The sequence below is a fragment of the Burkholderia sp. NRF60-BP8 genome, assembly GCF_001522585.2.
Lineage (GTDB): Bacteria > Pseudomonadota > Gammaproteobacteria > Burkholderiales > Burkholderiaceae > Burkholderia.
The window spans coordinates 493,576-516,754 of sequence record NZ_CP013373.1 but is presented as its reverse complement, the minus strand read 5'-3'; the positions used below and the strand labels follow the sequence as shown (position 1 = coordinate 516,754).

13 protein-coding genes, 2 tRNA genes and 3 rRNA genes are annotated in these 23,179 nt (G+C 62.3%); 2 read left to right on the top strand and 16 right to left on the bottom strand.

The features are described from left to right. Nucleotides 1–5: 5 nt before the first annotated feature. From mraY to coq7, 8 genes are all read right to left on the bottom strand, one after another. On the bottom strand, nt 6–1,175 hold the full coding sequence (mraY, locus tag WS54_RS15525) for a phospho-N-acetylmuramoyl-pentapeptide-transferase (protein WP_006477019.1): 1,170 nt from the start codon (nt 1,173–1,175) through the stop codon (nt 6–8). A 16-nt stretch (nt 1,176–1,191) separates the two neighbouring features. Then, nucleotides 1,192–2,598 (bottom strand): UDP-N-acetylmuramoyl-tripeptide--D-alanyl-D-alanine ligase, encoded by a 1,407-nt coding sequence (locus tag WS54_RS15520; RefSeq protein ID WP_059779084.1) that lies wholly within the window; start codon nt 2,596–2,598, stop codon nt 1,192–1,194. After that, nucleotides 2,595–4,133, bottom strand: coding sequence for a UDP-N-acetylmuramoyl-L-alanyl-D-glutamate--2,6-diaminopimelate ligase (locus tag WS54_RS15515; RefSeq protein WP_059779082.1), 1,539 nt, complete (start codon nt 4,131–4,133; stop codon nt 2,595–2,597). The genes WS54_RS15520 and WS54_RS15515 overlap by 4 nt, the downstream gene beginning before the upstream one ends. Then, the gene (locus tag WS54_RS15510) at nt 4,130–5,977 is read right to left on the bottom strand and encodes a peptidoglycan D,D-transpeptidase FtsI family protein (RefSeq protein WP_059779080.1); all 1,848 of its coding nucleotides are present in this window, start codon (nt 5,975–5,977) and stop codon (nt 4,130–4,132) included. Before WS54_RS15510 ends, WS54_RS15515 begins: the two co-directional genes overlap by 4 nt. Continuing rightward, on the bottom strand, nt 5,974–6,315 hold the full coding sequence (gene ftsL / locus WS54_RS15505) for a cell division protein FtsL (RefSeq protein WP_034206321.1): 342 nt from the start codon (nt 6,313–6,315) through the stop codon (nt 5,974–5,976). Before ftsL ends, WS54_RS15510 begins: the two co-directional genes overlap by 4 nt. Continuing rightward, nucleotides 6,312–7,253: a 16S rRNA (cytosine(1402)-N(4))-methyltransferase RsmH gene (gene rsmH, locus WS54_RS15500; RefSeq protein ID WP_034206320.1), complete on the bottom strand. Its 942-nt coding sequence runs from the start codon at nt 7,251–7,253 to the stop codon at nt 6,312–6,314. Before rsmH ends, ftsL begins: the two co-directional genes overlap by 4 nt. 23 nt (nt 7,254–7,276) lie before the next feature. After that, nucleotides 7,277–7,705 carry a division/cell wall cluster transcriptional repressor MraZ gene (gene mraZ, locus WS54_RS15495; RefSeq protein ID WP_006487094.1) on the bottom strand — a complete coding sequence of 143 codons (429 nt, stop codon included), beginning with the start codon at nt 7,703–7,705 and terminating at the stop codon, nt 7,277–7,279. Between the two features lie 386 nt (nt 7,706–8,091). Continuing rightward, nucleotides 8,092–8,718 carry a 2-polyprenyl-3-methyl-6-methoxy-1,4-benzoquinone monooxygenase gene (gene coq7, locus WS54_RS15490; protein ID WP_059779078.1) on the bottom strand — a complete coding sequence of 209 codons (627 nt, stop codon included), beginning with the start codon at nt 8,716–8,718 and terminating at the stop codon, nt 8,092–8,094. A gap of 276 nt (nt 8,719–8,994) precedes the next feature. On the opposite strand from coq7, the gene WS54_RS15485 reads away from it, so the two are divergent. Then, nucleotides 8,995–10,146: a porin gene (locus WS54_RS15485; protein WP_034206318.1), complete on the top strand. Its 1,152-nt coding sequence runs from the start codon at nt 8,995–8,997 to the stop codon at nt 10,144–10,146. A 320-nt stretch (nt 10,147–10,466) separates the two neighbouring features. Here the strand turns inward: WS54_RS15485 and WS54_RS15480 are convergent, their stop codons facing one another. From WS54_RS15480 to WS54_RS15440, 8 genes are all read right to left on the bottom strand, one after another. Next, a complete protein-coding gene (locus WS54_RS15480) occupies nt 10,467–12,140 on the bottom strand; it encodes a long-chain fatty acid--CoA ligase (RefSeq protein ID WP_059779076.1) in 1,674 nt (557 codons plus the stop codon). Nucleotides 12,141–12,277: 137 nt separating this feature from the next. Then, a complete protein-coding gene (locus tag WS54_RS15475; protein WP_059779074.1) occupies nt 12,278–14,353 on the bottom strand; it encodes a molybdopterin-containing oxidoreductase family protein in 2,076 nt (691 codons plus the stop codon). 375 nt (nt 14,354–14,728) lie between these two features. Beyond that, a 5S ribosomal RNA gene (gene rrf / locus WS54_RS15470) occupies nt 14,729–14,841 on the bottom strand. A gap of 115 nt (nt 14,842–14,956) precedes the next feature. After that, nucleotides 14,957–17,837 (bottom strand): 23S ribosomal RNA (locus WS54_RS15465). A gap of 342 nt (nt 17,838–18,179) precedes the next feature. Continuing rightward, nucleotides 18,180–18,255 (bottom strand) — tRNA-Ala (locus WS54_RS15460). A 39-nt stretch (nt 18,256–18,294) separates the two neighbouring features. Then, nucleotides 18,295–18,371 (bottom strand) — tRNA-Ile (locus WS54_RS15455). Between the two features lie 64 nt (nt 18,372–18,435). After that, nucleotides 18,436–19,968, bottom strand: a 16S ribosomal RNA gene (locus WS54_RS15450). The 16S, 23S and 5S rRNA genes sit together here with 2 tRNA genes alongside, the layout of an rRNA operon. 573 nt (nt 19,969–20,541) lie before the next feature. Next, nucleotides 20,542–21,318, bottom strand: coding sequence for an enoyl-CoA hydratase (locus WS54_RS15440; RefSeq protein ID WP_034209849.1), 777 nt, complete (start codon nt 21,316–21,318; stop codon nt 20,542–20,544). 129 nt (nt 21,319–21,447) lie between these two features. Between WS54_RS15440 and paaN the strand changes: the two genes are divergently transcribed. Continuing rightward, nucleotides 21,448–23,154: a phenylacetic acid degradation protein PaaN gene (paaN, locus tag WS54_RS15435; protein WP_059780265.1), complete on the top strand. Its 1,707-nt coding sequence runs from the start codon at nt 21,448–21,450 to the stop codon at nt 23,152–23,154. The last annotated feature ends 25 nt before the right edge of the window (nt 23,155–23,179 follow it).

The following is a 23,179-nucleotide window of genomic DNA, read 5'->3' as shown; positions in this document are numbered from 1 at the left end:
TTCCTTTACCGCAGCTTGAGGGTGGTCAGACCGAACAGGCACAGCATCAGCGTGATGATCCAGAAACGCACGACCACCTGCGTTTCCTTCCAGCCGGACAATTCGAAGTGGTGATGCAGCGGCGCCATCTTGAGCAGCCGCCGCCCTTCGCCGTAACGCTTCTTCGTGTACTTGAACCACGACACCTGCAGCATCACCGACAGCGTTTCCGCGACGAAGATGCCGCCCATGATGAACAGCACGATTTCCTGGCGCACGATCACCGCGACCGTGCCGAGCGCGCCACCCAGCGCCAGCGCGCCGACGTCGCCCATGAACACCTGCGCGGGGTGCGTGTTGTACCAGAGGAACGCGAGCCCGGCCCCGCCCATCGCGGAACAGAAGATCAGCAGCTCGCCCGCGCCCGGAATGTGCGGGAACAGCAGATATTTTGAATAGACCGCGCTGCCCATCACGTACGCGAACACACCGAGCGACGCGCCGACCAGCACGACCGGCATGATCACGAGGCCGTCGAGACCGTCGGTCAGGTTCACCGCGTTGCTCGCGCCGACGATCACGAAGTAGGTCAGCACGATGAAGCCCCAGACGCCGAGCGGGTAGCTGATCGACTTCAGGAATGGCAGCATCAGGTCGGCGCGCGCCGGCAGCCCCATCGACAGGCCGCTCCTCACCCACGCCATGAACAGGTCGAACACGCGCACGTTGTTCGCCTCGGACACGCTGAATGCCAGGTAGACGGCCGCGAACAGGCCGATCACCGACTGCCAGAAATACTTCTCGCGCGACGACATCCCGCGCGGGTCCTTGTGGACGACCTTGCGGTAATCGTCGACCCAGCCGATCACGCCGAAACCGAACGTGACGAGCATCACGATCCAGATGAAACGATTAGTCAGGTCGCCCCACAGCAGCGTCGCGACCGCGATGCCGATCAGGATCAGCACGCCGCCCATCGTCGGCGTGCCGGACTTGACGAGGTGGGTCTGCGGGCCGTCCTTGCGCACGGCCTGACCGACCTTCATTTGCGTCAGCTTGCGGATCACCCACGGTCCGCACACGAGCCCGATCCCGAGCGCGGTGATGGTGGCCATCACCGCACGGAACGTGAGGTACGTGAACAAGCGCAAAAAGCTTGCGTCTCCTTGCAGCCATTGCGCCAGCGCCAGCAGCATGCTTCCTTCCTTCTACTCAGTGTGCGGCGGGCACGGTGCCCGCCGCGGGTTGGTTCGTCAGCGCGTCGACCACGCGCTCCATCTTCATGTACCGCGAGCCCTTCACGAGCACCGTCGCCTGCGCGCCGTAACCGGCCGCGAGCAGCGCCGCCACGAGCGCGTCGACGTCGCCGAAATGGCGCGCCGTGTCGCCGTATGCGGTGCACGCGTCGCGCGATGCGTCGCCGAGCGCGAACAGCGCATCGATCCCGCGTTCGCGCGCGTACGCACCGATTTCGCGGTGAAATGCCGGCCCTTCGTCGCCGACTTCGCCCATGTCGCCGATCACCAGCACGCGCGGCGCGGGATGCGCGGCGAGTACGTCGATCGCGGCACGCATCGAATCGGGGTTCGCGTTGTACGTATCGTCGACGACGGTTGCGCCCGCGAGGCTGCCGACGCTCGCCTGCTTCACCTGCAGCCGGCCCTTGACCGGTTCGAACGATTCGAGACCCTGGCGGATCGCCGACAGCGCGACACCGGCGCCGAGCGCCGCAGCCGTCGCGGCCAGCGCGTTACGCGCGTTGTGCTCGCCGAGCGCACGCAGCCGCACCGAGACGGTGCCGACCGGCGTGTCGATCGCGAGTTCGCCGCCGTGCACGCGCCCGACGACCTGCGCGTCGTTCTGACGTTCGGCGTCGTGCAGCGCGAAATCGAGGATCCGGTTGCCGGTCGCCGCGACGCGCCAGATGCCCGCGTACGCATCGTCGGCCGGGAACACCGCGACGCCGTCCGGCGGCAGCGCGTGGATCACGGCCGCGTGTTCGAGCGCGACGGCCTCGACCGTCGCCATGAATTCCTGGTGCTCGCGCTGCGCGTTGTTGACGAGCGCGACCGTCGGCGCGGTGAGGCGCGCGAGGACTTCCGTTTCGCCCGGATGGTTCATACCGATCTCGATCACCGCCAGACGGTGCGCGGCCGACAGGCGCAGCAGCGTCAGCGGCAGGCCGACATCGTTGTTCAGGTTGCCGGCCGTCGCGAGCCGCGCGTCGGCGCCGACCGCCGCCGCGAAGATCGACGCGATCATTTCCTTGACCGTCGTCTTGCCGTTGCTGCCCGTCACCGCGACGAGCGGCAGCGGGAATCGCATCCGCCAGCCGTGCGCGAGCGCGCCGAGCGCCGCGCGCGTTTCGCCGCCTTCGATCAGCGGCATCGCGATGCCCGCCGGCGCATGCGCGACGAGCGCCGCGGCGGCCCCGCGCGCGGCGACGTCGCCGAGGAAGTCGTGCGCGTCGAAACGCTCGCCCTTCAGCGCGACGAACAGGTCGCCCGGGCCGACCGTGCGGCTGTCGGTCGACACGCGGTCGAACGTGACGCCCGCGTCGCCGCGGACGGTGGCGCCGGGAATCAGGCGGGCGGCTTCGCCGAGACTGAGCATCGTCATTCGGCGCCTCCCTTGCCGTGCGTCGCGCGCGCTGCGAGCGCGAGCCGCGCGTGATCCTGATCGGAGAACGCGCGCTTCTTGCCCATGATTTCCTGCGTGGCCTCGTGGCCCTTGCCGGCCAGCACGACGACATCCTCGCGCGCGGCGCCGCGCACCGCCTGCAGGATCGCGCTCGCGCGATCCTCGATACGGCGTGCGCGATCGGGCGCGGTCATGCCCGCGACGACCTGGTCGATGATGTGCTGCGGATCTTCGCTGCGCGGGTTGTCGCTCGTGACGACGACTTCGTCGGCGAGCCGCTCCGCGATCGCGCCCATCAGCGGCCGCTTGGTCGCATCGCGATCGCCGCCGCAGCCGAACATGCAGACGAGCCGGCCGCCGCGCGCCGCGGCGATCGGGCGCAGCGCGTCGAGCGTCTTTTCGAGCGCGTCGGGCGTATGCGCATAGTCGATCACGACGAGCGGTTCGTCGTTCTGCAGCCGGCCGCCGAGCCGCTGCATCCGGCCATTGACCGACTCGAGCCGCTCGATCTCGGCGAGGGCCGCCGCAAACGGCACGTCGGCCGCGAGCAGCGAGCCGAGCACGGCGAGCAGGTTGCTGACGTTGAACGTGCCGAGCGTGCCGACCTCGACGTCCGCGTCGCCCCACGACGAGCGCAGGCGGAATGCGGTGCCCGTCGCGGTCGCGCGCACGTCTAGCGCGACCAGCTCGCGATCGGCGTCGGGCGCTTGCGCATCGCCGATCCCGTACGCGATCGTGCGCACGCGGCCGGCCAGCTTCTCGAGCAGGCGGCGGCCCGCTGCGTCGTCGCGGTTGATCACCGCCGCGCGCAGGCCGCGCCACGCGAACAGCTTCGCCTTCGCGGCCTCGTACGCATCGAACGTGCCGTGATAGTCGAGGTGATCCTGCGTGAGGTTCGTAAACACCGCGATGTCGAACGCCGTTCCGTTCACGCGCCCCTGGTGCAGCGCATGCGACGACACTTCCATCGCCACGGCCTGTGCGCCCGCGTCGCGCAATTGCGCGAGGCTGCGCTGCAGTTGCGGCGCGTCGGGCGTCGTGAAGCCAGTCGGCACGAGCTGGCCGGGCATTCCGGTGCCGAGCGTGCCGATCACCGCGCACGGCTGGTGCAGCGCCGTCAGCGCGGTGGCGATCCATTGCGTGCACGACGTCTTGCCGTTCGTGCCCGTGACACCGACCGCGAGCAGGCTGTCGCTCGGATCGCCGTACCAGCCGCTGGCGATCTCGCCGGCGAGCTGGTCGAGCGCCGGCACCGCGAGCGCGACGGGTACGGTCGGCGCGTCGGTCAGCCCTTCCGGCTGATACAGCACGGCGGCCGCCCCGCGCGCGACGGCATCGGCCATGAAAGCGCGGTTATCTGCCCCGTCGACCGCATACGCGACGAACACGTCGCCAGCCTCGAGGCTGCGCGTGTCGGCATGCAGTTGCGCCGCGGGGGCCACATGCTGACGCAGCCACGCGAGCGCGGCTGCGATCTGCTGATGCGCCGGATGGGAACTGCGGGCGGCGCTCATCGAACGACTCCTGGTGAATTACGCGTCGTGCTGGACACGATCATATGCTTTGCACCGCTCCCCGCGGCCAGCTTTTGCGGGCCCTTCGCGGCAGCGGATTCCGGCGAATCGTCGGACACGACGAGCTGCTTGATCGGCATGTTCGGCGGGACGTTCAGCGCACGCATCGTGTCGCCGGCGATCGCCGAAAATACGGGGCCGGACACCTGGCCGCCGAAGTGGCTGCCGGCGGTCGGCTCGTCGACCGACACCGCGATCACGACGCGCGGATTCGGCATCGGCGCCATCCCGACGAACGACGCGCGGTACTTGCGCGTGTAGCCGTGACCTTCGTGCTTGTACGCGGTGCCGCTCTTGCCGCCGACGCGGTAGCCCGGCACGGCCGCATCCGGCGACGTGCCGCCCGGCGCGACCACCGTCTCGAGCATCGCGCGCACTTCGCGTGCGGTGGTCGGATTGAACACCTGCGTGCCCGCGATCGGTTGATTGGGGTCGGTCTTGAAAATGGTCACGGGCATCAGCTCGCCGTCGTGCGCGATCGCCGTGTACGCCCGTGCGAGCTGGAACAACGACACCGACAGGCCGTAGCCGTACGACATCGTCGCCTGCTCGATGCGGCGCCAGCTCTTCCACGGACGCAGACGGCCGGCCACCGCGCCCGGGAAGCCGACCTTCGGCGCCTGGCCGAGGCCGATGCTCGTATACATATTCCACATTTCCTCGGGCCGCATCGTCATCGCGATCTTCGTCGCGCCGATGTTGCTCGACTTCTGGATCACGCCGCCGACCGTCAGCGTGCCGAAACCCGCGTCATCGGTGATCGGCGCGCCGTCGAGCACGAAATGCCCGTTGCCCGTCTCGACGAGCGTGTTCGGCGTCACGCGGTGCAGGTCGAGCGCGAGCGACACGGTGAACGGCTTCATGATCGAGCCCGGCTCGAACACGTCGGTCATGATCCGGTTGCGCAACTGCTCGCCCGTCATGCGCGAGCGGTCGTTCGGGTTGTACGTCGGGTAGTTGACGAGCGCGAGCACTTCGCCGGTACGCACGTCGACGACCATCGCCGCGCCGGCCTTCGCCTTGAACTTCTCGACGGCGGCCTTCAGGTTCGCGTACGCGATGTACTGGATCTTGCTGTCGATCGACAGGTCGACGTCGGTGCCGTTGTGCGGCGGAATCTGCTCGGCGACGTCCTCGACGATGTGCCCCATCCGGTCCTTGATCACGCGACGCATGCCCGACGTGCCGGACAGCATCTTCTGGTCGCCCAGTTCGACGCCTTCCTGCCCTTCGTCCTCGACGTTCGTGAAGCCGATCAGGTGAGCGGTGATCTCGCCTTCCGGATAGAAGCGCTTGTATTCGTTGCGCTGATAGATGCCGGGAATGTCGAGCGCGGCGACCTTGTCGGCGACGTCGATCGGCACCTGGCGCTTCACGTAGACGAAACCCTTGTCTTCCGACAGCTTCACGCGCAGCTCCTTCGACGTCATGCCGAGGAGCTTGCCGAGCTGGTTGATCTTGTCCGCGTCGAGATCGTCCGGCACCGCGTCGGGAATCGCCCAGATCGCGCGCACCGGCAAGCTCGTCGCGAGCACGAGCCCGTTACGGTCGAGAATCTTGCCGCGCGTCGCCGGCAGTTCGATCGTGCGCTGATAGCGGCTTTCGCCCTGCTTCTGATAGAACGCGTTGCCAGGCCCCTGGATCCAGAACGCCCGAGCGGCCAGCGCGACGAACGCCATGAACAGCAGGAACACGACGAGCTTCGAGCGCCACATCGGCAAATGGACGCCCAGCACGGGGCTCGACGAGAACTTCACGTTCTGGCGCTTCGGGGACGGCTTCATCGCGCGCCCCCCTTGCCCTTGCCGGTCGTGTCGGCCGATGCCGCGATCGGCGCGTCGATCGCCTTCGCGGCGCCAGGCGGCAGCGTCAGGTATTGCGTGCGGCCGGTCGAGATCGGCTGCATTTTCAGCGAATCGTTCGCGAGCTGCTCGATGCGCGACGTCTTCGACAGCGCGCTCTGCTGATATTGAAGCTGCGCGTAGTCCTGCTGGAGCTGACGCTCCTGCGACTGCGCGCGCTGCAGCTGGATGAAGATCTGGCGTTGCTGGTTCGTCGAGTTGACGACCGACAGCGCGCAACCCATCACGATGATCAGCAGGAAGATGTTGAGGCGGCTCATGGCGTGACGCGCTCCGCGATGCGCATCACGGCCGAGCGGGCGCGCGGATTCGCGGCGACTTCCGCTTCGCTCGGAAACTGGCGGCTGATGATCTTGAGCGGCGGACTCGGGAGGTCGACGGCGCGAATCGGCAGACGACGATCGACTGCAGGCGCACTCGCGTGCGCCTGCATGAATCGCTTGACGATCCGGTCCTCGAGTGAATGAAAGCTGATGACCACCAGCCGCCCCCCTTGCTCCAGCAACGACAATGCCGCGTCTAGTACGACTTGCAGGTCCGCAAGCTCTTGATTGACGTGAATCCGTATAGCCTGAAAGGTGCGGGTTGCCGGATCCTTGCCCTTCTCACGGGTTTTGACGACGTGACCCACGATTTGGGCAAGCTCGCCCGTGGTGTCGAGAGGCCCAAGACGGTCGGACTCTGCCCGGCGAGCAACAAGCGCCTTTGCAATCTGAAAAGCAAACCGTTCTTCCCCATAATCCCGTATCACCTCCGTCAATTCCTGCACCGAAGCCCGCGCGAGCCATTCGGCCGCCGACTCGCCACGCGTCGGATCCATTCGCATGTCCAGCGGACCATCGGCGCGGAAGCTGAAGCCGCGCGCCGGATCGTCCACCTGCGGCGAGGACACGCCCAGGTCCAGCAACACCCCTGACACCTTCTCGACGCCGCGCGCCGCAAGCGCGTCGCGCATCGATGCAAAGCTGTCGTGCACGATCGAGAAGCGCGCATCCTCGATGCCCTGCGCCGTCTCGATCGCCCTCGGATCCTTGTCGAACGCGATCAGCCGCCCGGCCGGCGCCAGCCGCGCGAGCACCGCGCGGCTATGGCCGCCGCGCCCGAACGTGCCGTCGACATACACGCCGTCCGGCCGCGTCACGAGCGACTCGACCGCTTCATCCAACAGCACCGTCCGATGCCGCAATTCATTTCCCATCGCGGGCGTCTCCGTCACCGCAATCAGAACGTGAAATTCTTCAGCGCGTCGGGCATACCCTGCGCCATCGCTGCCTGCTCCTTCGCGTTGTAGGTCTGCGAATCCCACAGCTCGAAGTGACTACCCATTCCCAACAACATGACTTCCTTTTCCAGTCCGGCTGCCATGCGCAGCTCGGGCGATACAAGAATCCGGCCCGCGCTGTCGAGATCGACGTCCATCGCATTGCCGAGAAAAATTCGCCGCCACCAGTGGGCGTCCATCGGCAGCGCGGCGATCTTGGCGCGGAACACTTCCCATTCGGGGCGCGGAAACAGCAACAGGCAGCCGTCCGGGTGCTTGGTCACAGTCACCCGTCCTTCTGCCTGTCCTTGCAGCGCTTCGCGATAGCGAGCCGGCACCGACATCCGCCCTTTCGCATCGAGCGTCAGCGCCGACGCCCCTTGGAACACTTTCCGCTCTCCCGTTCAGGGCACCGAAGCACCCGCTCAATGCTGAGAATTTAGCCGGAATAGCCTGCTAAATCACACAAAAATACACTTTCTCACACTGTCTCCCACTTTAGAGGAAGGGTGTGGCACGGTCAAGGGAGCGGCTCGCTTTTTTGACGAATTTTGTTAGTTAGAACAAGGACTTACGCGCACATGCTCATGCGGCCCCTCATTCCAAAAACCGTTATAAATGAATGAGCTAGTGCAACTTGTGAAGGTGATACGTGAGAAAGGCGGGCCAGACGGGCGTGTGGACGGGGCTTTCGGGGGCGGGAAAACGAGGAGTGAGCGGACGGTATCGGGGGCGGCGAACCGGGGCGGCGTCCCACGCCACCCCGGCGCAAATCTCAGAGATAGTACGCAGTGCTCGTCATGACTTTCGACGCGGCGCGCATCAGCATCCGCGCCGGCAGCGGCAGCTCGATGCCGCCGGCGTCGGTCGCGGCCTTGCCGTGCTTGACCTCGTCGATCCGCATCTGGTCGACGATCGCGCGCGACGCGGTGTCGGCCGCCGGCAGCTCGGACATGTGGCCTTCGAGGTGGCTCTCGACCTGCCGCTCCGTCTCGGCCATGAAGCCGAGGCTGACCTTGTCGCCGAGCGTGCCGGCCGCCACGCCGATCGCGAGCGCGCCGGCATACCAAAGCGGGTTCAGCAGGCTCGGGCGCGAATCGAGTTCCTTCAGGCGGTGCGCGGTCCATGCGAGGTGGTCCTCCTCCTCGCGCGCGGCCTCCTCGAACATCGCCTTCGCCGACGCCGTGCGCGCGGTGAGCTTCTGCGCCTGGTAAAGCGCCTGCGCGCAGACCTCCCCGACGTGATTCACGCGCATCAGCCCGGCCGCGCGCGTGCGTTCGGCGGGCGTCAGTTCGACGTCGGGCGCATCGGCCGGCACGGGCACGGGCCGGCTCATCCGGCTAATGCCGGTCAGCGACCGCAGGCCGCGATCGAATTCGCTGATCAGTTCATCCAACACCATCCTGTTCTCCTGGCTGCAGGTGCCGCTGCGCGCGGCAAGGGCACGAGTCCGCCGCGTAACCGACTTGATTATTCAGCGGAAATTGCGGTTAACCCGTGATTTTAACCATTGTTGCATAAAGGAAACATAGCGGCGTTGAGCTGCAGCATTTCGCTTTGTGGCAAAAAACGGCTTTGCTACATTACGTGCGACTTCTTGCGAAGTTGATGGGGCCCGTCAACAGAACATAACTATCCGCCCCGCCAAAAAAATTCAGTGATTCTTGGAGATCCGTTAATGAAAAAGTCGCTTCTCGCGCTCGTCGCGCTGGGCGCGTTCGCTGGCGCTGCCCATGCGCAAAGCAGCGTGACGCTTTACGGCATCATCGATGAAGGCCTGCTCTTCAACAACAACGCAGGCGGCAAGCACCTGTACAGCATGGCCAGCGGCGTGATGCAAGGCAGCCGCTTCGGCCTGCGCGGCACCGAAGACCTCGGTGGCGGCCTGAAGGCGATCTTCACCCTCGAAAACGGTTTCGACGTGAACAGCGGCAAGCTCGGTCAGGGCGGCCTGATGTTCGGTCGTCAGGCTTACGTCGGCCTGTCGAGCCCGTACGGTACGGTCACGCTGGGTCGTCAGTACGACTCCGTCGTCGACTTCGTCGGCCCGCTCGAGGCAGGCGACCAGTGGGGCGGCTACATCGCCGCTCACCCGGGCGACCTCGACAACTTCAACAACGCGTATCGCGTGAACAACGCGGTCAAGTTCACGAGCCAGAGCTACGGCGGCCTCACGTTCGGCGGCCTGTACAGCTTCGGCGGCCAGGCTGGCCAGTTCTCGAAGAACCAGGTCTGGTCGCTCGGCGCAGGCTACAACAACGGCCCGCTGGTTCTCGGCGTCGGTTACTTGAACGCACGTACGCCGAACCAGTTCGGCGGCATGTTCAACAACGGGTCGACGTCGTCGTCGGTCTCGTCGCCGATCTACGGCGCGTACGCGAACAACGCGAACACGTATCAGGTCATCGGTGCAGGCGGCGCGTACACGTTCGGCGCAGCGACGATCGGCGCGACGTACTCGAACACGAAGTTCAAGGGCTTCTCGGCAGGCCCGTTCGTGAACCAGACCGCGACGTTCAACAACGGCGAAATCAACTTCAAGTACCAGTTGACGCCGGCGTTGATCCTCGGCGCAGCGTACGACTACACGCAAGGCAGCAAGATCGACGGCAATTCGGCAGCCAAGTACCACCAGGGCTCGCTGGGCGTCGACTACTTCCTGTCGAAGCGCACCGACGTCTACGTGATCGGCGTGTACCAGCACGCATCGGGCAACGTGCTCGATTCGAACGGCAACGTCCTGAAGGCAACGGCAGCGATCAACGGTCTGGCCGGGTCGAGCACCAGCAACCAGGTCGCAGCACGCGTCGGTATCCGTCACAAGTTCTAATCAGCTTGTCTGACAAGCCGCAGCATATTGAAGGCGCCTTCGGGCGCCTTTTTCTTTTCTGACGGCGCGGGGATGTTGGCGGGTTGGCGGGTTGGCGGGTTGGCGGGTTGGCGGGTTGGCGGGTTGGCGGGTTGGCGGGTCGGCAGGTCGGCAGGTCGGCAGGTCGGCAGGTCGGCGAGTCGCGATAAACCACGTCGCGTGCGCCCCCGAACCGGCCAGGCTGGCGGCCACCTCCGCACGAAACAGGCACTTCCCCGCAGCCGCAAACAAAAAACCCGGCAACAGGCCGGGCTTTTCGTTCAACCGTATCGCTGCGCGCGTTACGCTCGGCCGTCGCGCAGCTCGCGCCGCAGGATCTTGCCGACGTTCGTCTTCGGCAGCTCCGTGCGGAATTCGACCAGCTTCGGCCGCTTGTACCCGGTGAGCCGCTCCTTGCAGTAAGCAAGGATGTCCTTGTCGGTCAGCGACGGATCCTTTTTCACGACGAACAGCTTCACGGCTTCGCCGGAATGCTCGTCCGGCACGCCGACTGCCGCGACCTCGAACACACCCGGATGCGACGCCACCACGTCCTCCACTTCGTTCGGATACACGTTGAAGCCCGACACGAGAATCATGTCCTTCTTGCGATCGACGATCTTCACGTAACCGCGGGCATCCATCACGCCGACGTCGCCCGTCTTGAAGAATCCGTCCGCGAACATGACCTTCGCGGTCTCGTCCGGCCGGTTCCAGTAGCCGGCCATCACCTGCGGCCCGCGGATGCAGATCTCGCCGGGCTCGCCGAGCGCGACGTCATTGCCGGCATCGTCGCGAATCGCGACTTCGGTCGACGGCAGCGGCAAGCCGATCGTCCCGCTGTATTCGGTGGCCGTCACGGGGTTGCAGGTCGCCACCGGCGACGTTTCGGACAGCCCGTATCCTTCGATGATCGCAGTACGGGTCTTTTCATACCACCGCTTCGCGACGCCTTCCTGGATCGCCATGCCACCGCCGTTGGCGATCACAAGCTTCGACAGGTCGAGCTGGTCGAAGTCGGGATGGTTTAGCAGCGCGTTGTACAGCGTGTTGACGGCGGGGATCGTCGAGATCCGGTAACCCTTCAGTTCCTTGATCATGCCGGCGATGTCGCGCGGGTTCGGGATCAGGACGCCCATGCCGCCCGTGCGCATCGTCAGGAAACCGCAGACGGTCAGTGCGAACACGTGATACAGCGGCAGCGCGACAACCGTCACGAATTGTTCCACGTCGGGGTACTTGTCGTGGGCCGGCTGATGCCAGGCGCCGGCCTGCAGCACGTTCGACACGATGTTCCGGTGCAGCAGCGTCGCGCCCTTCGCAACGCCGGTCGTACCGCCCGTGTACTGCAGGAACGCGACGTCGTCGGGGCCGATCTTCTGCGGCCTGAACGCCTGTCGTGCGCCCTCCGAGAGCGCGGCCTTGAAGCGCGTGAACGACGGCAGTTGCCACGCAGGCACCATCTTCTTCACGTTGCGCACGACGTAATTGACGATCCATCCCTTGATGCCCAGCAGGTCGCCCATCGATGCGACGACCACGTGCTTGACGGCCGTATTGGCGATGACGGCCTGCAACGTCGACGCGAAATTCTCCAGGATGACGATCGCCTCGGCACCGCTGTCCTTCAACTGATGCTCGAGCTCGCGCGGCGTATAGAGCGGATTGACGTTGACCACGGTATAGCCGGCGCGCAGGACCGCAGCGATCGTCAGCGGGTACTGCAGCACGTTCGGCATCATGATCGCGACGCGCGCCCCGCGAGCCAGGCCGCGGGACTGCAGCCAGGCGCCGAACTGACGCGACAGCTTGTCGAGTTCGCCGTACGTGATCCGCTTGCCCATGCAAACGAACGCGGTACGGTCGCGATACTGCCGGAAGCTTTCGTCGAGCAGGTCCGGGACGGACGGATAAGGAGAGGAGTCGATTTCGGCTGGAACGCCGGGTGGGTACGATTTCAGCCAAATTTTGTCCATACCGCGCGTCTCCTCACAGATTTTCGAATGGTCGTGCTAAAACGCATCGTAACGGCTCCCCCGCCCCGAGACAACAGGGTTAGATGTCCACTTCGAACTTGCGTGTCAATTTCGTCTGATCATACGGCGATATTCGATCAAATCCGCTCAACTTCCACAAGACAATCGTAAAACGTCGCCGAATTGCCCAGATCGGTCAGCGCCTGGCTCGTCACCTCGTTCGCATTCTTGCCGTCCGGCGACAGTTTCTTCCACCAGATCGACAACCCGACGACGAGCCCGGCCCGCGCGCGATCGGTGATTCGCGCGCGGGCCTGCATCGAGCCGCGGTCGTTGAAGATGCGGACGATGTCGCCCTCTGCGATGCCGCGAGCGCTGGCGTCGGACGGATGCATGTCGAGGTGCGGCTCGCCTTCCGTCGAACGCAGGCTGTCGACGTTCACGAACGTGCTGTTCAGGAAGTGGCGGGCCGGCGGCGAAATCATCGCCAATGGATAGCGTGCGGCGAGCTCGGGCGCGGCTTCGGTGGATTCGAACGGCGGCAGGTAGTCGGGGACGGGGTCCATGCCCATCTGCTCGAGCCGCGGGCTGTAGAACTCGCACTTGCCGGAGGGCGTGCGGAAACCGCCATTCGCGAACGGCGCCTCCGGCAGCTTGAGCTTCAGCCAGCCGACCCGCTTCAGCGTGTCCCAGTCGCTGTCGAGCGCCGGATCGTCCCAGCGAAGCGCCGCGCGCGCGACCTCTTCGTCGCTGTGATAGAGCGCGGGTTCGTCGAGGCCCATGCTGCGCGCGATCCCGCGAAAGATCTCCGTGTTCGGCCGCGCGTCTCCCACCGGCGAGATCGCTGGCAGGTTCGCCATCACGTAGGTATGGCCATACGATTTATGGACATCCAGATGTTCGAGCTGCGTGGTCGCCGGCAATACAATGTCGGCGAAATCGGCCGTATCTGTCTTGAAGTGCTCGAGAACGACCGTGAACAAATCGTCACGTGCAAAGCCCGCGGCGACTTTCGACGAGTCCGGTGCAACCGCCACCGGATTCGAGTTGTACACGATCACTGCTTCGACTTTCGGCCCGAACGTCGCGTCCCCCGGATGCAGCAGTGCGTCGCCGATCGCGTTCATGTTGATGATGCGAGGCAGCTTGTGCGGCCAACCCGGCATCAGGTCCGGACGCAGCAGCGCCGCCTGATTGACGGGCGCCGATTCCGACGACGAGAGCAGCAGGCCGCCTGCCCGATCGCGCCACGCTCCCGTCAGCGCCGGCAGGCTGGCAATCGCGCGCACGGCATTGCCGCCGCCGCGAACACGCTGCATGCCGTAGTTGAGGCGGATCGATGCCTTCCGGGTAGCGCCGTAGCGACGCGCAAGATCGATCAGCACCGACGCATCGATGCCGCAGATCTCCGCCACGCGTTCCGGCGGATAGGACAGTGCGCGCGCCTTGAGCGCGTCGAAGCCGAGCGTATGGTCGGCGATGTAATCGTGATCGAGCAGGTTTTCGGTAATCACCACATGCATCATGCCGAGCGCAAATGCACCATCGGTACCAGGCTTCAGTGCGATGTGCTGATGGCATTTCTCCGCGGTCAGCGAACGATATGGATCGATCGCGACAAGACGCGCGCCACGGCGCTTCGCTTCCTGCGCGCGGGTCCAGAAGTGCAGGCTCGATGCAATCGGATTCGCGCCCCATATCAGAATCAGCTCGCTTTCCTCGAAGTATTCAAGGTGCATGCCGACACTGCCGCCGTAGGTATATCGCAGCCCCGCTGCGCCGGCTGCCGCGCAGATCGTCCGCTCCAGCCGCGAGGCGCCGAGCTTGTGGAAGAAGCGCTGGGCGATGCCTTCGCCTTGCACGAGCCCCATCGTTCCCGCATAGCTGTACGGCACGATCGCTTCCGGCGCGCGTGCGGCGATTTCACCGAGGCGACGTCCTATCTCGTCGAACGCTTCGCTCCAGCTGATCGGCACGAAGCGCCCCTCTCCCTTCGGGCCGACCCGCTTGAGCGGGACAGTGAGGCGATCGGGATGATGAACGCGATCCGCGTATCGGCTGACCTTCGTACACAACACGCCCTGCGTCGGCGGATGGTCGGGATCGCCCGTGACCTTGATTGCCTTGCCGTTCTCGACGGTCACCCGCATGGCGCACGTGTCCGGACAATCATGCGGGCAAACAGCCCGGGCTACCTGGGTGGCGGCGTTCATCGTTTTGAATGCAAAGAGGGGGATTCGCAAATTTTACGTGGACCCGCCGAATAAAGCGCCGGTTTCGCGCCGATTTTGGATTAGCCGGACGAAAACGGGATAACGTGGCCGGCTCTAGGAAGCGGAAAGTTGGTCGCACAAGCGCGCCTGACGATACGCTGCGGCGCGCAAGTTGCGATCTTGATCGAGGATACGATCAATAATCGATTGAATCGCGAAAGATAGGAGCGGTTGATGGGATTTGATGTTGCAATTGATGCGGTGCCGGAGTGCTAACGCCGATAGGCTGGGTGACGCTTTCCGCCTGCACCGCGTATTTCCGCCGTGCCAATGCAAAAACCCCCGCCTTTCGGGCGGGGGTTCTTGGCTTAGGGAGCCTGACGATTACCTACTTTCACACGGGAATCCGCACTATCATCGGCGTAGAGTCGTTTCACGGTCCTGTTCGGGATGGGAAGGGGTGGGACCGACTCGCTATGGTCATCAGGCAAAGAGGGTTGTTGCGTTGCTTCGCAGCGCAACCAATCCGGGAAGAAGCAGTAATTTTGAGTTGTGTGTATCGCACACGAGAATCAACAAGTCCTGTTAAGGCAGACTTGTTATAGGATCAAGCCTTACGGGCAATTAGTATCGGTTAGCTGAACGCATTACTGCGCTTACACACCCGACCTATCAACGTCCTGGTCTCGAACGACCCTTCAAGGAGGTCTAGCCTCCAGGGATATCTCATCTTAAGGCGAGTTTCCCGCTTAGATGCTTTCAGCGGTTATCTCTTCCGAACATAGCTACCCGGCGATGCCACTGGCGTGACAACCGGTACACCAGAGGTTCGTCCACTCCGGTCCTCTCGTACTAGGAGCAGCCCCCTTCAAATATCCAACGCCCACGGCAGATAGGGACCAAACTGTCTCACGACGTTTTAAACCCAGCTCACGTACCTCTTTAAATGGCGAACAGCCATACCCTTGGGACCGGCTACAGCCCCAGGATGAGATGAGCCGACATCGAGGTGCCAAACACCGCCGTCGATATGAACTCTTGGGCGGTATCAGCCTGTTATCCCCAGAGTACCTTTTATCCGTTGAGCGATGGCCCTTCCATACAGAACCACCGGATCACTATGACCTGCTTTCGCACCTGCTCGACTTGTCGGTCTCGCAGTTAAGCACGCTTATGCCATTGCACTATCAGCACGATTTCCGACCGTACCTAGCGTACCTTCGTACTCCTCCGTTACGCTTTGGGAGGAGACCGCCCCAGTCAAACTGCCTACCATGCACTGTCCCCGACCCGGATCACGGGCCAAGGTTAGAACCTCAAACAAACCAGGGTGGTATTTCAAGGACGGCTCCACCGAAACTAGCGTTCCGGTTTCATAGCCTCCCACCTATCCTACACAGATCGGTTCAAAGTCCAATGCAAAGCTACAGTAAAGGTTCATGGGGTCTTTCCGTCTAGCCGCGGGTAGATTGCATCATCACAAACACTTCAACTTCGCTGAGTCTCGGGAGGAGACAGTGTGGCCATCGTTACGCCATTCGTGCAGGTCGGAACTTACCCGACAAGGAATTTCGCTACCTTAGGACCGTTATAGTTACGGCCGCCGTTTACCGGGACTTCAATCAAGAGCTTGCACCCCATCATTTAATCTTCCGGCACCGGGCAGGCGTCACACCCTATACGTCCACTTTCGTGTTTGCAGAGTGCTGTGTTTTTATTAAACAGTCGCAGCCACCAGTTTATTGCAACCCCTTCACCCTCCTGGCGCAGGCCAGTCAAGCTACAAGGGCGTACCTTATCCCGAAGTTACGGTACCAATTTGCCGAGTTCCTTCTCCCGAGTTCTCTCAAGCGCCTTAGAATACTCATCTCGCCCACCTGTGTCGGTTTGCGGTACGGTCATCGTTAGACTGAAGCTTAGAGGCTTTTCTTGGAACCACTTCCAATTGCTTCGCGACCTAAGTCGCTCGCGCCACACCCTTGAATCCTGCGCCCGGATTTGCCTAAGCGCCTTCTCCAATGCAGCGACCGGGACTTCCAACACCCGGACAACCTTCCGCGATCCGTCCCCCCATCGCATCTAACGACGGTGCAGGAATATTGACCTGCTTCCCATCAGCTACGCATTTCTGCCTCGCCTTAGGGGCCGACTCACCCTACGCCGATGAACGTTGCGTAGGAAACCTTGGGCTTACGGCGAGGGGGCCTTTCACCCCCTTTATCGCTACTCATGTCAGCATTCGCACTTCCGATACCTCCAGCACGCTTTTCAACGCACCTTCGCAGGCTTACGGAACGCTCTCCTACCATGCGAGCAAGCTCGCATCCGCAGCTTCGGTATATAGCTTAGCCCCGTTACATCTTCCGCGCAGGACGACTCGATCAGTGAGCTATTACGCTTTCTTTAAAGGGTGGCTGCTTCTAAGCCAACCTCCTGACTGTTTTAGCCTTCCCACTTCGTTTCCCACTTAGCTATATTTGGGGACCTTAGCTGGCGGTCTGGGTTGTTTCCCTCTTGACACCGGACGTTAGCACCCGATGTCTGTCTCCCGTGATTGCACTCTTCGGTATTCGGAGTTTGCTATGGCGGGGTAATCTGCAATAGACCCCCCAACCATGACAGTGCTCTACCCCCGAAGGTGAGACACGAGGCACTACCTAAATAGTTTTCGGAGAGAACCAGCTATTTCCAGGTTTGTTTAGCCTTTCACCCCTATCCACAGCTCATCCCCTAACTTTTCAACGTTAGTGGGTTCGGACCTCCAGTACGTGTTACCGCACCTTCATCCTGGCCATGGATAGATCACCTGGTTTCGGGTCTACGCCCAGCAACTGAACGCCCTATTCGGACTCGCTTTCGCTACGCCTGCCCTATACGGTTAAGCTTGCTACTGAACGTAAGTCGCTGACCCATTATACAAAAGGTACGCCGTCACCCCTTGCGAGGCTCCGACTGTTTGTATGCATGCGGTTTCAGGATCTATTTCACTCCCCTCCCGGGGTTCTTTTCGCCTTTCCCTCACGGTACTGGTTCACTATCGGTCGATCACGAGTATTTAGCCTTGGAGGATGGTCCCCCCATCTTCAGACAGGATTTCACGTGTCCCGCCCTACTTGTCGCACACCTAGTTCTTTCATACTGTTTTCGCCTACAGGGCTATCACCTGCTATGGCCGCACTTTCCAGAGCGTTCGGCTAACAATACAAATAAAGAGTGCAAGGCTCATCCCATTTCGCTCGCCACTACTTTGGGAATCTCGGTTGATTTCTTTTCCTGCGGTTACTTAGATGTTTCAGTTCACCGCGTTCGCTTCACATGGCCTATGTATTCAGCCATGGATACTCCATAAGGAGTGGGTTTCCCCATTCGGATATCCCCGGATCAAAGCTTGTTTGCCAGCTCCCCGGGGCTTTTCGCAGGCTACCGCGTCCTTCATCGCCTGTGATCGCCAAGGCATCCACCACATGCACTTGTTCGCTTGACCCTATAACGAGTCTGTCTCATCTTTCGACGCTACAGTCGCTACAGGTTGAGTTCTCGCGTGTCGCTCAGCGTTAGTGCTTTAGCACTTACGCGGAGCCCACACTACGTGTGTGCCGTATTCCAAATTGAGCCGAACATGAAGTTCGAATCATCTTGAGATACATCGATACAATCACAACCCGGATAGTTTCCACGTCCATCTCAAAGACGCTTCCGCTATCCAAATTACTTACTTCTTCCAGATTGTTAAAGAACGACAGCCGATACTTACTACGTACCGCTCTGACTGGCTCAATCGCCAATGACAAAGGTTCGACGCAGTCGAACGCTTGTCATTGAAGATTGGTGGAGGCAGACGGGATCGAACCGACGACCCCCTGCTTGCAAAGCAGGTGCTCTCCCAGCTGAGCTATGCCCCCCATGAGTACAGATGCCTCAGGTGTGTACCGCCAGACAAATGGTGGGTCTGGTTGGATTCGAACCAACGACCCCCGCCTTATCAAGACGGTGCTCTAACCGACTGAGCTACAGACCCCTGAGTCTGTCTTTAAATTTACAGCCGATAAGCGTGAGCGCTCAACTTCGCGAGATAGCTCTGGAAAGGAGGTGATCCAGCCGCACCTTCCGATACGGCTACCTTGTTACGACTTCACCCCAGTCATGAATCCTACCGTGGTGACCGTCCTCCTTGCGGTTAGACTAGCCACTTCTGGTAAAACCCACTCCCATGGTGTGACGGGCGGTGTGTACAAGACCCGGGAACGTATTCACCGCGGCATGCTGATCCGCGATTACTAGCGATTCCAGCTTCATGCACTCGAGTTGCAGAGTGCAATCCGGACTACGATCGGTTTTCTGGGATTAGCTCCCCCTCGCGGGTTGGCAACCCTCTGTTCCGACCATTGTATGACGTGTGAAGCCCTACCCATAAGGGCCATGAGGACTTGACGTCATCCCCACCTTCCTCCGGTTTGTCACCGGCAGTCTCCTTAGAGTGCTCTTGCGTAGCAACTAAGGACAAGGGTTGCGCTCGTTGCGGGACTTAACCCAACATCTCACGACACGAGCTGACGACAGCCATGCAGCACCTGTGCGCCGGTTCTCTTTCGAGCACTCCCACCTCTCAGCAGGATTCCGACCATGTCAAGGGTAGGTAAGGTTTTTCGCGTTGCATCGAATTAATCCACATCATCCACCGCTTGTGCGGGTCCCCGTCAATTCCTTTGAGTTTTAATCTTGCGACCGTACTCCCCAGGCGGTCAACTTCACGCGTTAGCTACGTTACTAAGGAAATGAATCCCCAACAACTAGTTGACATCGTTTAGGGCGTGGACTACCAGGGTATCTAATCCTGTTTGCTCCCCACGCTTTCGTGCATGAGCGTCAGTATTGGCCCAGGGGGCTGCCTTCGCCATCGGTATTCCTCCACATCTCTACGCATTTCACTGCTACACGTGGAATTCTACCCCCCTCTGCCATACTCTAGCCTGCCAGTCACCAATGCAGTTCCCAGGTTGAGCCCGGGGATTTCACATCGGTCTTAGCAAACCGCCTGCGCACGCTTTACGCCCAGTAATTCCGATTAACGCTTGCACCCTACGTATTACCGCGGCTGCTGGCACGTAGTTAGCCGGTGCTTATTCTTCCGGTACCGTCATCCCCCGACTGTATTAGAGCCAGGGATTTCTTTCCGGACAAAAGTGCTTTACAACCCGAAGGCCTTCTTCACACACGCGGCATTGCTGGATCAGGCTTTCGCCCATTGTCCAAAATTCCCCACTGCTGCCTCCCGTAGGAGTCTGGGCCGTGTCTCAGTCCCAGTGTGGCTGGTCGTCCTCTCAGACCAGCTACTGATCGTCGCCTTGGTAGGCCTTTACCCCACCAACTAGCTAATCAGCCATCGGCCAACCCTATAGCGCGAGGCCCGAAGGTCCCCCGCTTTCATCCGTAGATCGTATGCGGTATTAATCCGGCTTTCGCCGGGCTATCCCCCACTACAGGACATGTTCCGATGTATTACTCACCCGTTCGCCACTCGCCACCAGGTGCAAGCACCCGTGCTGCCGTTCGACTTGCATGTGTAAGGCATGCCGCCAGCGTTCAATCTGAGCCAGGATCAAACTCTTCAGTTCAAACCTGTTACTGTTTTCGGTTTCGTTAGAAACCGGTCGCTCACTCAAAGCTGACAGGAATATGAATCACTTCATAAACCTGACTTACTTTAGTGTGAGACTCTTGATACTTTTGCTATCTGATCCGAGGATCAGCTCGCTTTCATCAAGCGCCCACACTTATCGGCTGTTAATTTTTAAAGAGCATTCTGCGAGGGAACCTGAAGTTTCCCGGCAGCGCTGCGTTTTCAGCAGCAGAGAAACGAGATTATGAACCGTGTTTCGCAGCTCGTCAACAACTTTCTGCACGACATCGTTGCGACTGCGGGGCCATCTTTCTGCGCCGTCGGGCTCGCTACTTCCGAACCTCAACAGCACCGCTTCCCTTCCTCCCGCGCCGCGTTTCCGTTAGCGCGAAAGAGGCGTGATTCTATGCATCCGCCCCCGTCCGCGCAAGCCTTTTGTGAAGAAAGTTTGAAAAAGCCTCCGTGCGCTGCCGCGCACGGAGGCTTTTGAGGAACCGGGCGAAGCAATCACGCCGAGAATCGACACAGAGCGGACAGCGGACTTGCCGCGGCGCACGGTGCCGGCCGATCAGCGGTGCTTGAACACTGGCTTGCGCTTCTCGACGAATGCCGCCATCCCTTCCTTCTGGTCTTCGGTTGCGAACAGCGAATGGAACAATCGCCGCTCGAAGTGGACACCTTCAGCCAGCGTCGTCTCGTACGCGCGGTTCACCGACTCCTTGACCATCATGACCGCCGGCAGCGAGAACTCGGCGATCGTCGTCGCGGCGGCAATCGCCTCGTCGAGCAGTTTGTCGGCCGGCAGCACGCGCGATACGAGCCCGGCACGCTCGGCCTCGGCGGCGTCCATGAACCGCGCGGTCAGGCACATGTCCATTGCCTTCGCCTTCGATACCGCGCGCGGCAAACGCTGCGTGCCGCCGGCACCCGGCATGACGCCCAGCTTGATTTCCGGCTGACCGAACTTGGCCGTGTCCGCCGCGAAGATGATGTCGCACATCATCGCCAGCTCGCAGCCACCGCCCAGCGCAAAGCCCGAAACCGCAGCGATGATCGGTTTGCGGATCTCGCGGACCGTCTCCCAGTTGCGCGTGATGTAGTCGCCCCGATAGACATCCATATAAGAGTAGGCCGCCATCATGCCGATGTCCGCGCCGGCCGCGAACGCCTTCTCGCTCCCGGTCACGACGATCGCGCCGATAGCGTCGTCCGCATCGAACGCCTTCAGCGCAGCGCCCAGCTCGTCCATCAGCGCATCGTTCAGCGCATTCAGTGCCTTCGGACGGTTCAGCGTCACCAGACCGACACGACCGCGAGTCTCCACCAGGATGTTCTCGTAAGCCATCTATTTCTCCTCGATCAATGAAATGAGAAACGCCTCGCACATGCGAATAGTTTGATGCTACCATTCTCCGACCAACCGGTCGGTTAATTAATCGATCCGATCCCTCTCAACGTTCATCAGGCCGCCGCCATGACCCATGCCCTGTTCACGAAGCACGAAGACACGCTGAAACACGCACTCGCCGCCATCGAGAGCCGCGGGTACTGGAGCCCGTTCGCCGAAATGCCGAGCCCCAAAGTGTACGGGGAAAGCGCAAACGCGGACGGTGAGGCCGCGTTCAAGTCGCACCTCGACAAGACTTTCGTGCTCGACCAGCCGGCGTCCGGTGAAACGGTCGGCGCTGAGCGCTCGCCGTACGGCATCGCGCTGGGTGTCCGGTATCCGAAATCGACGCCCGACGCACTGATCGCTGCCGCAGCCGCCGCGCAGCGCACGTGGCGCGAAGCCGGCCCGAGCGCGTGGATCGGCGTCAGCCTCGAAATCCTCGCGCGCCTGAACCGCGCAAGCTTCGAAATTGCCTACAGCGTGATGCACACCACGGGGCAAGCCTTCATGATGGCGTTCCAGGCCGGCGGCCCGCACGCGCAGGACCGCGCTCTCGAGGCGGTCGCCTATGCGTGGGACGAGCTGCGCCGCATCCCGGCGGATGCGCACTGGGAAAAGCCACAAGGCAAGAACCCGCCGCTGGCGATGCACAAGCGCTATACGATCGTGCCGCGCGGCACGGGCCTCGTGCTCGGCTGCTGCACGTTCCCGACCTGGAACGGCTACCCGGGCCTGTTCGCCGATCTGGCAACCGGTAATGCCGTGATCGTCAAACCGCATCCGGGCGCGATCCTGCCGCTCGCCATCACGGTGCGGATCGCCCGCGACGTGCTGCGCGAAGCCGGGTTCGATCCGAACGTCATTACGCTCCTCGCGACCGAACCCAACGACGGCGCCCTCGTCCAGGATCTCGCGCTGCGTCCCGAGATCAAGCTGATCGACTTCACCGGCAGCACGCAGAACGGCACGTGGCTCGAACGCCATGCCCACCAGGCGCAGGTCTACACCGAGAAAGCAGGCGTCAACCAGATCGTGATCGACTCGACCGACGACCTGAAGGCCGCCGCCAAGAACATCGCGTTCTCGCTGGCGCTGTACTCCGGCCAGATGTGCACGGCACCGCAGAACATCTACGTGCCGCGCGACGGCATCCGGACGGCCGACGGCCATGCGAGCTTCGACGAGGTCGCGCAAGCGATCGCGATTGCCGTACAAAAACTCACCGGCGACCCGGCACGCTCGGTCGAACTGATCGGAGCGATCCAGAACGACGGCGTGACCGCGCGTATCGACGACGCACGCAAACTCGGCCGCGTGCTCGCGGACAGCGTGCCCCTGCAGCATCCCGCCTTCCCCGATGCGCGCGTGCGCACGCCTCTCGTGCTGCAACTCGACGTGGCCGACCGCGAGAAATTCACGCAGGAGTGGTTCGGCCCGATCTCGTTCGTGATCGCGACCGACTCGACCGCGCAATCGCTCGATCTGGCTGGGGCAATCGCCGCCGAGCATGGCGCACTGACCCTCTCCGTCTACAGCACCGACGAAGCGATCGTCAACGCCGCACACGACGCAGCGGTGCGTGGCGGCGTCGCGCTGTCGATCAACCTGACAGGCGGCGTATTCGTCAACCAGTCGGCCGCCTTCTCCGACTTCCACGGCACGGGCGCGAATCCGGCCGCCAACGCCGCGCTGGCCGACCCGGCCTTCGTCGCCAACCGGTTCCGCGTGGTTCAGAGCCGCGTCCATGTTGCCCCGAAGGCCGTACCTGCGGAAGCTGGCCAGACGGCATAACCCGAATGGCCGACGTGCAAACGCC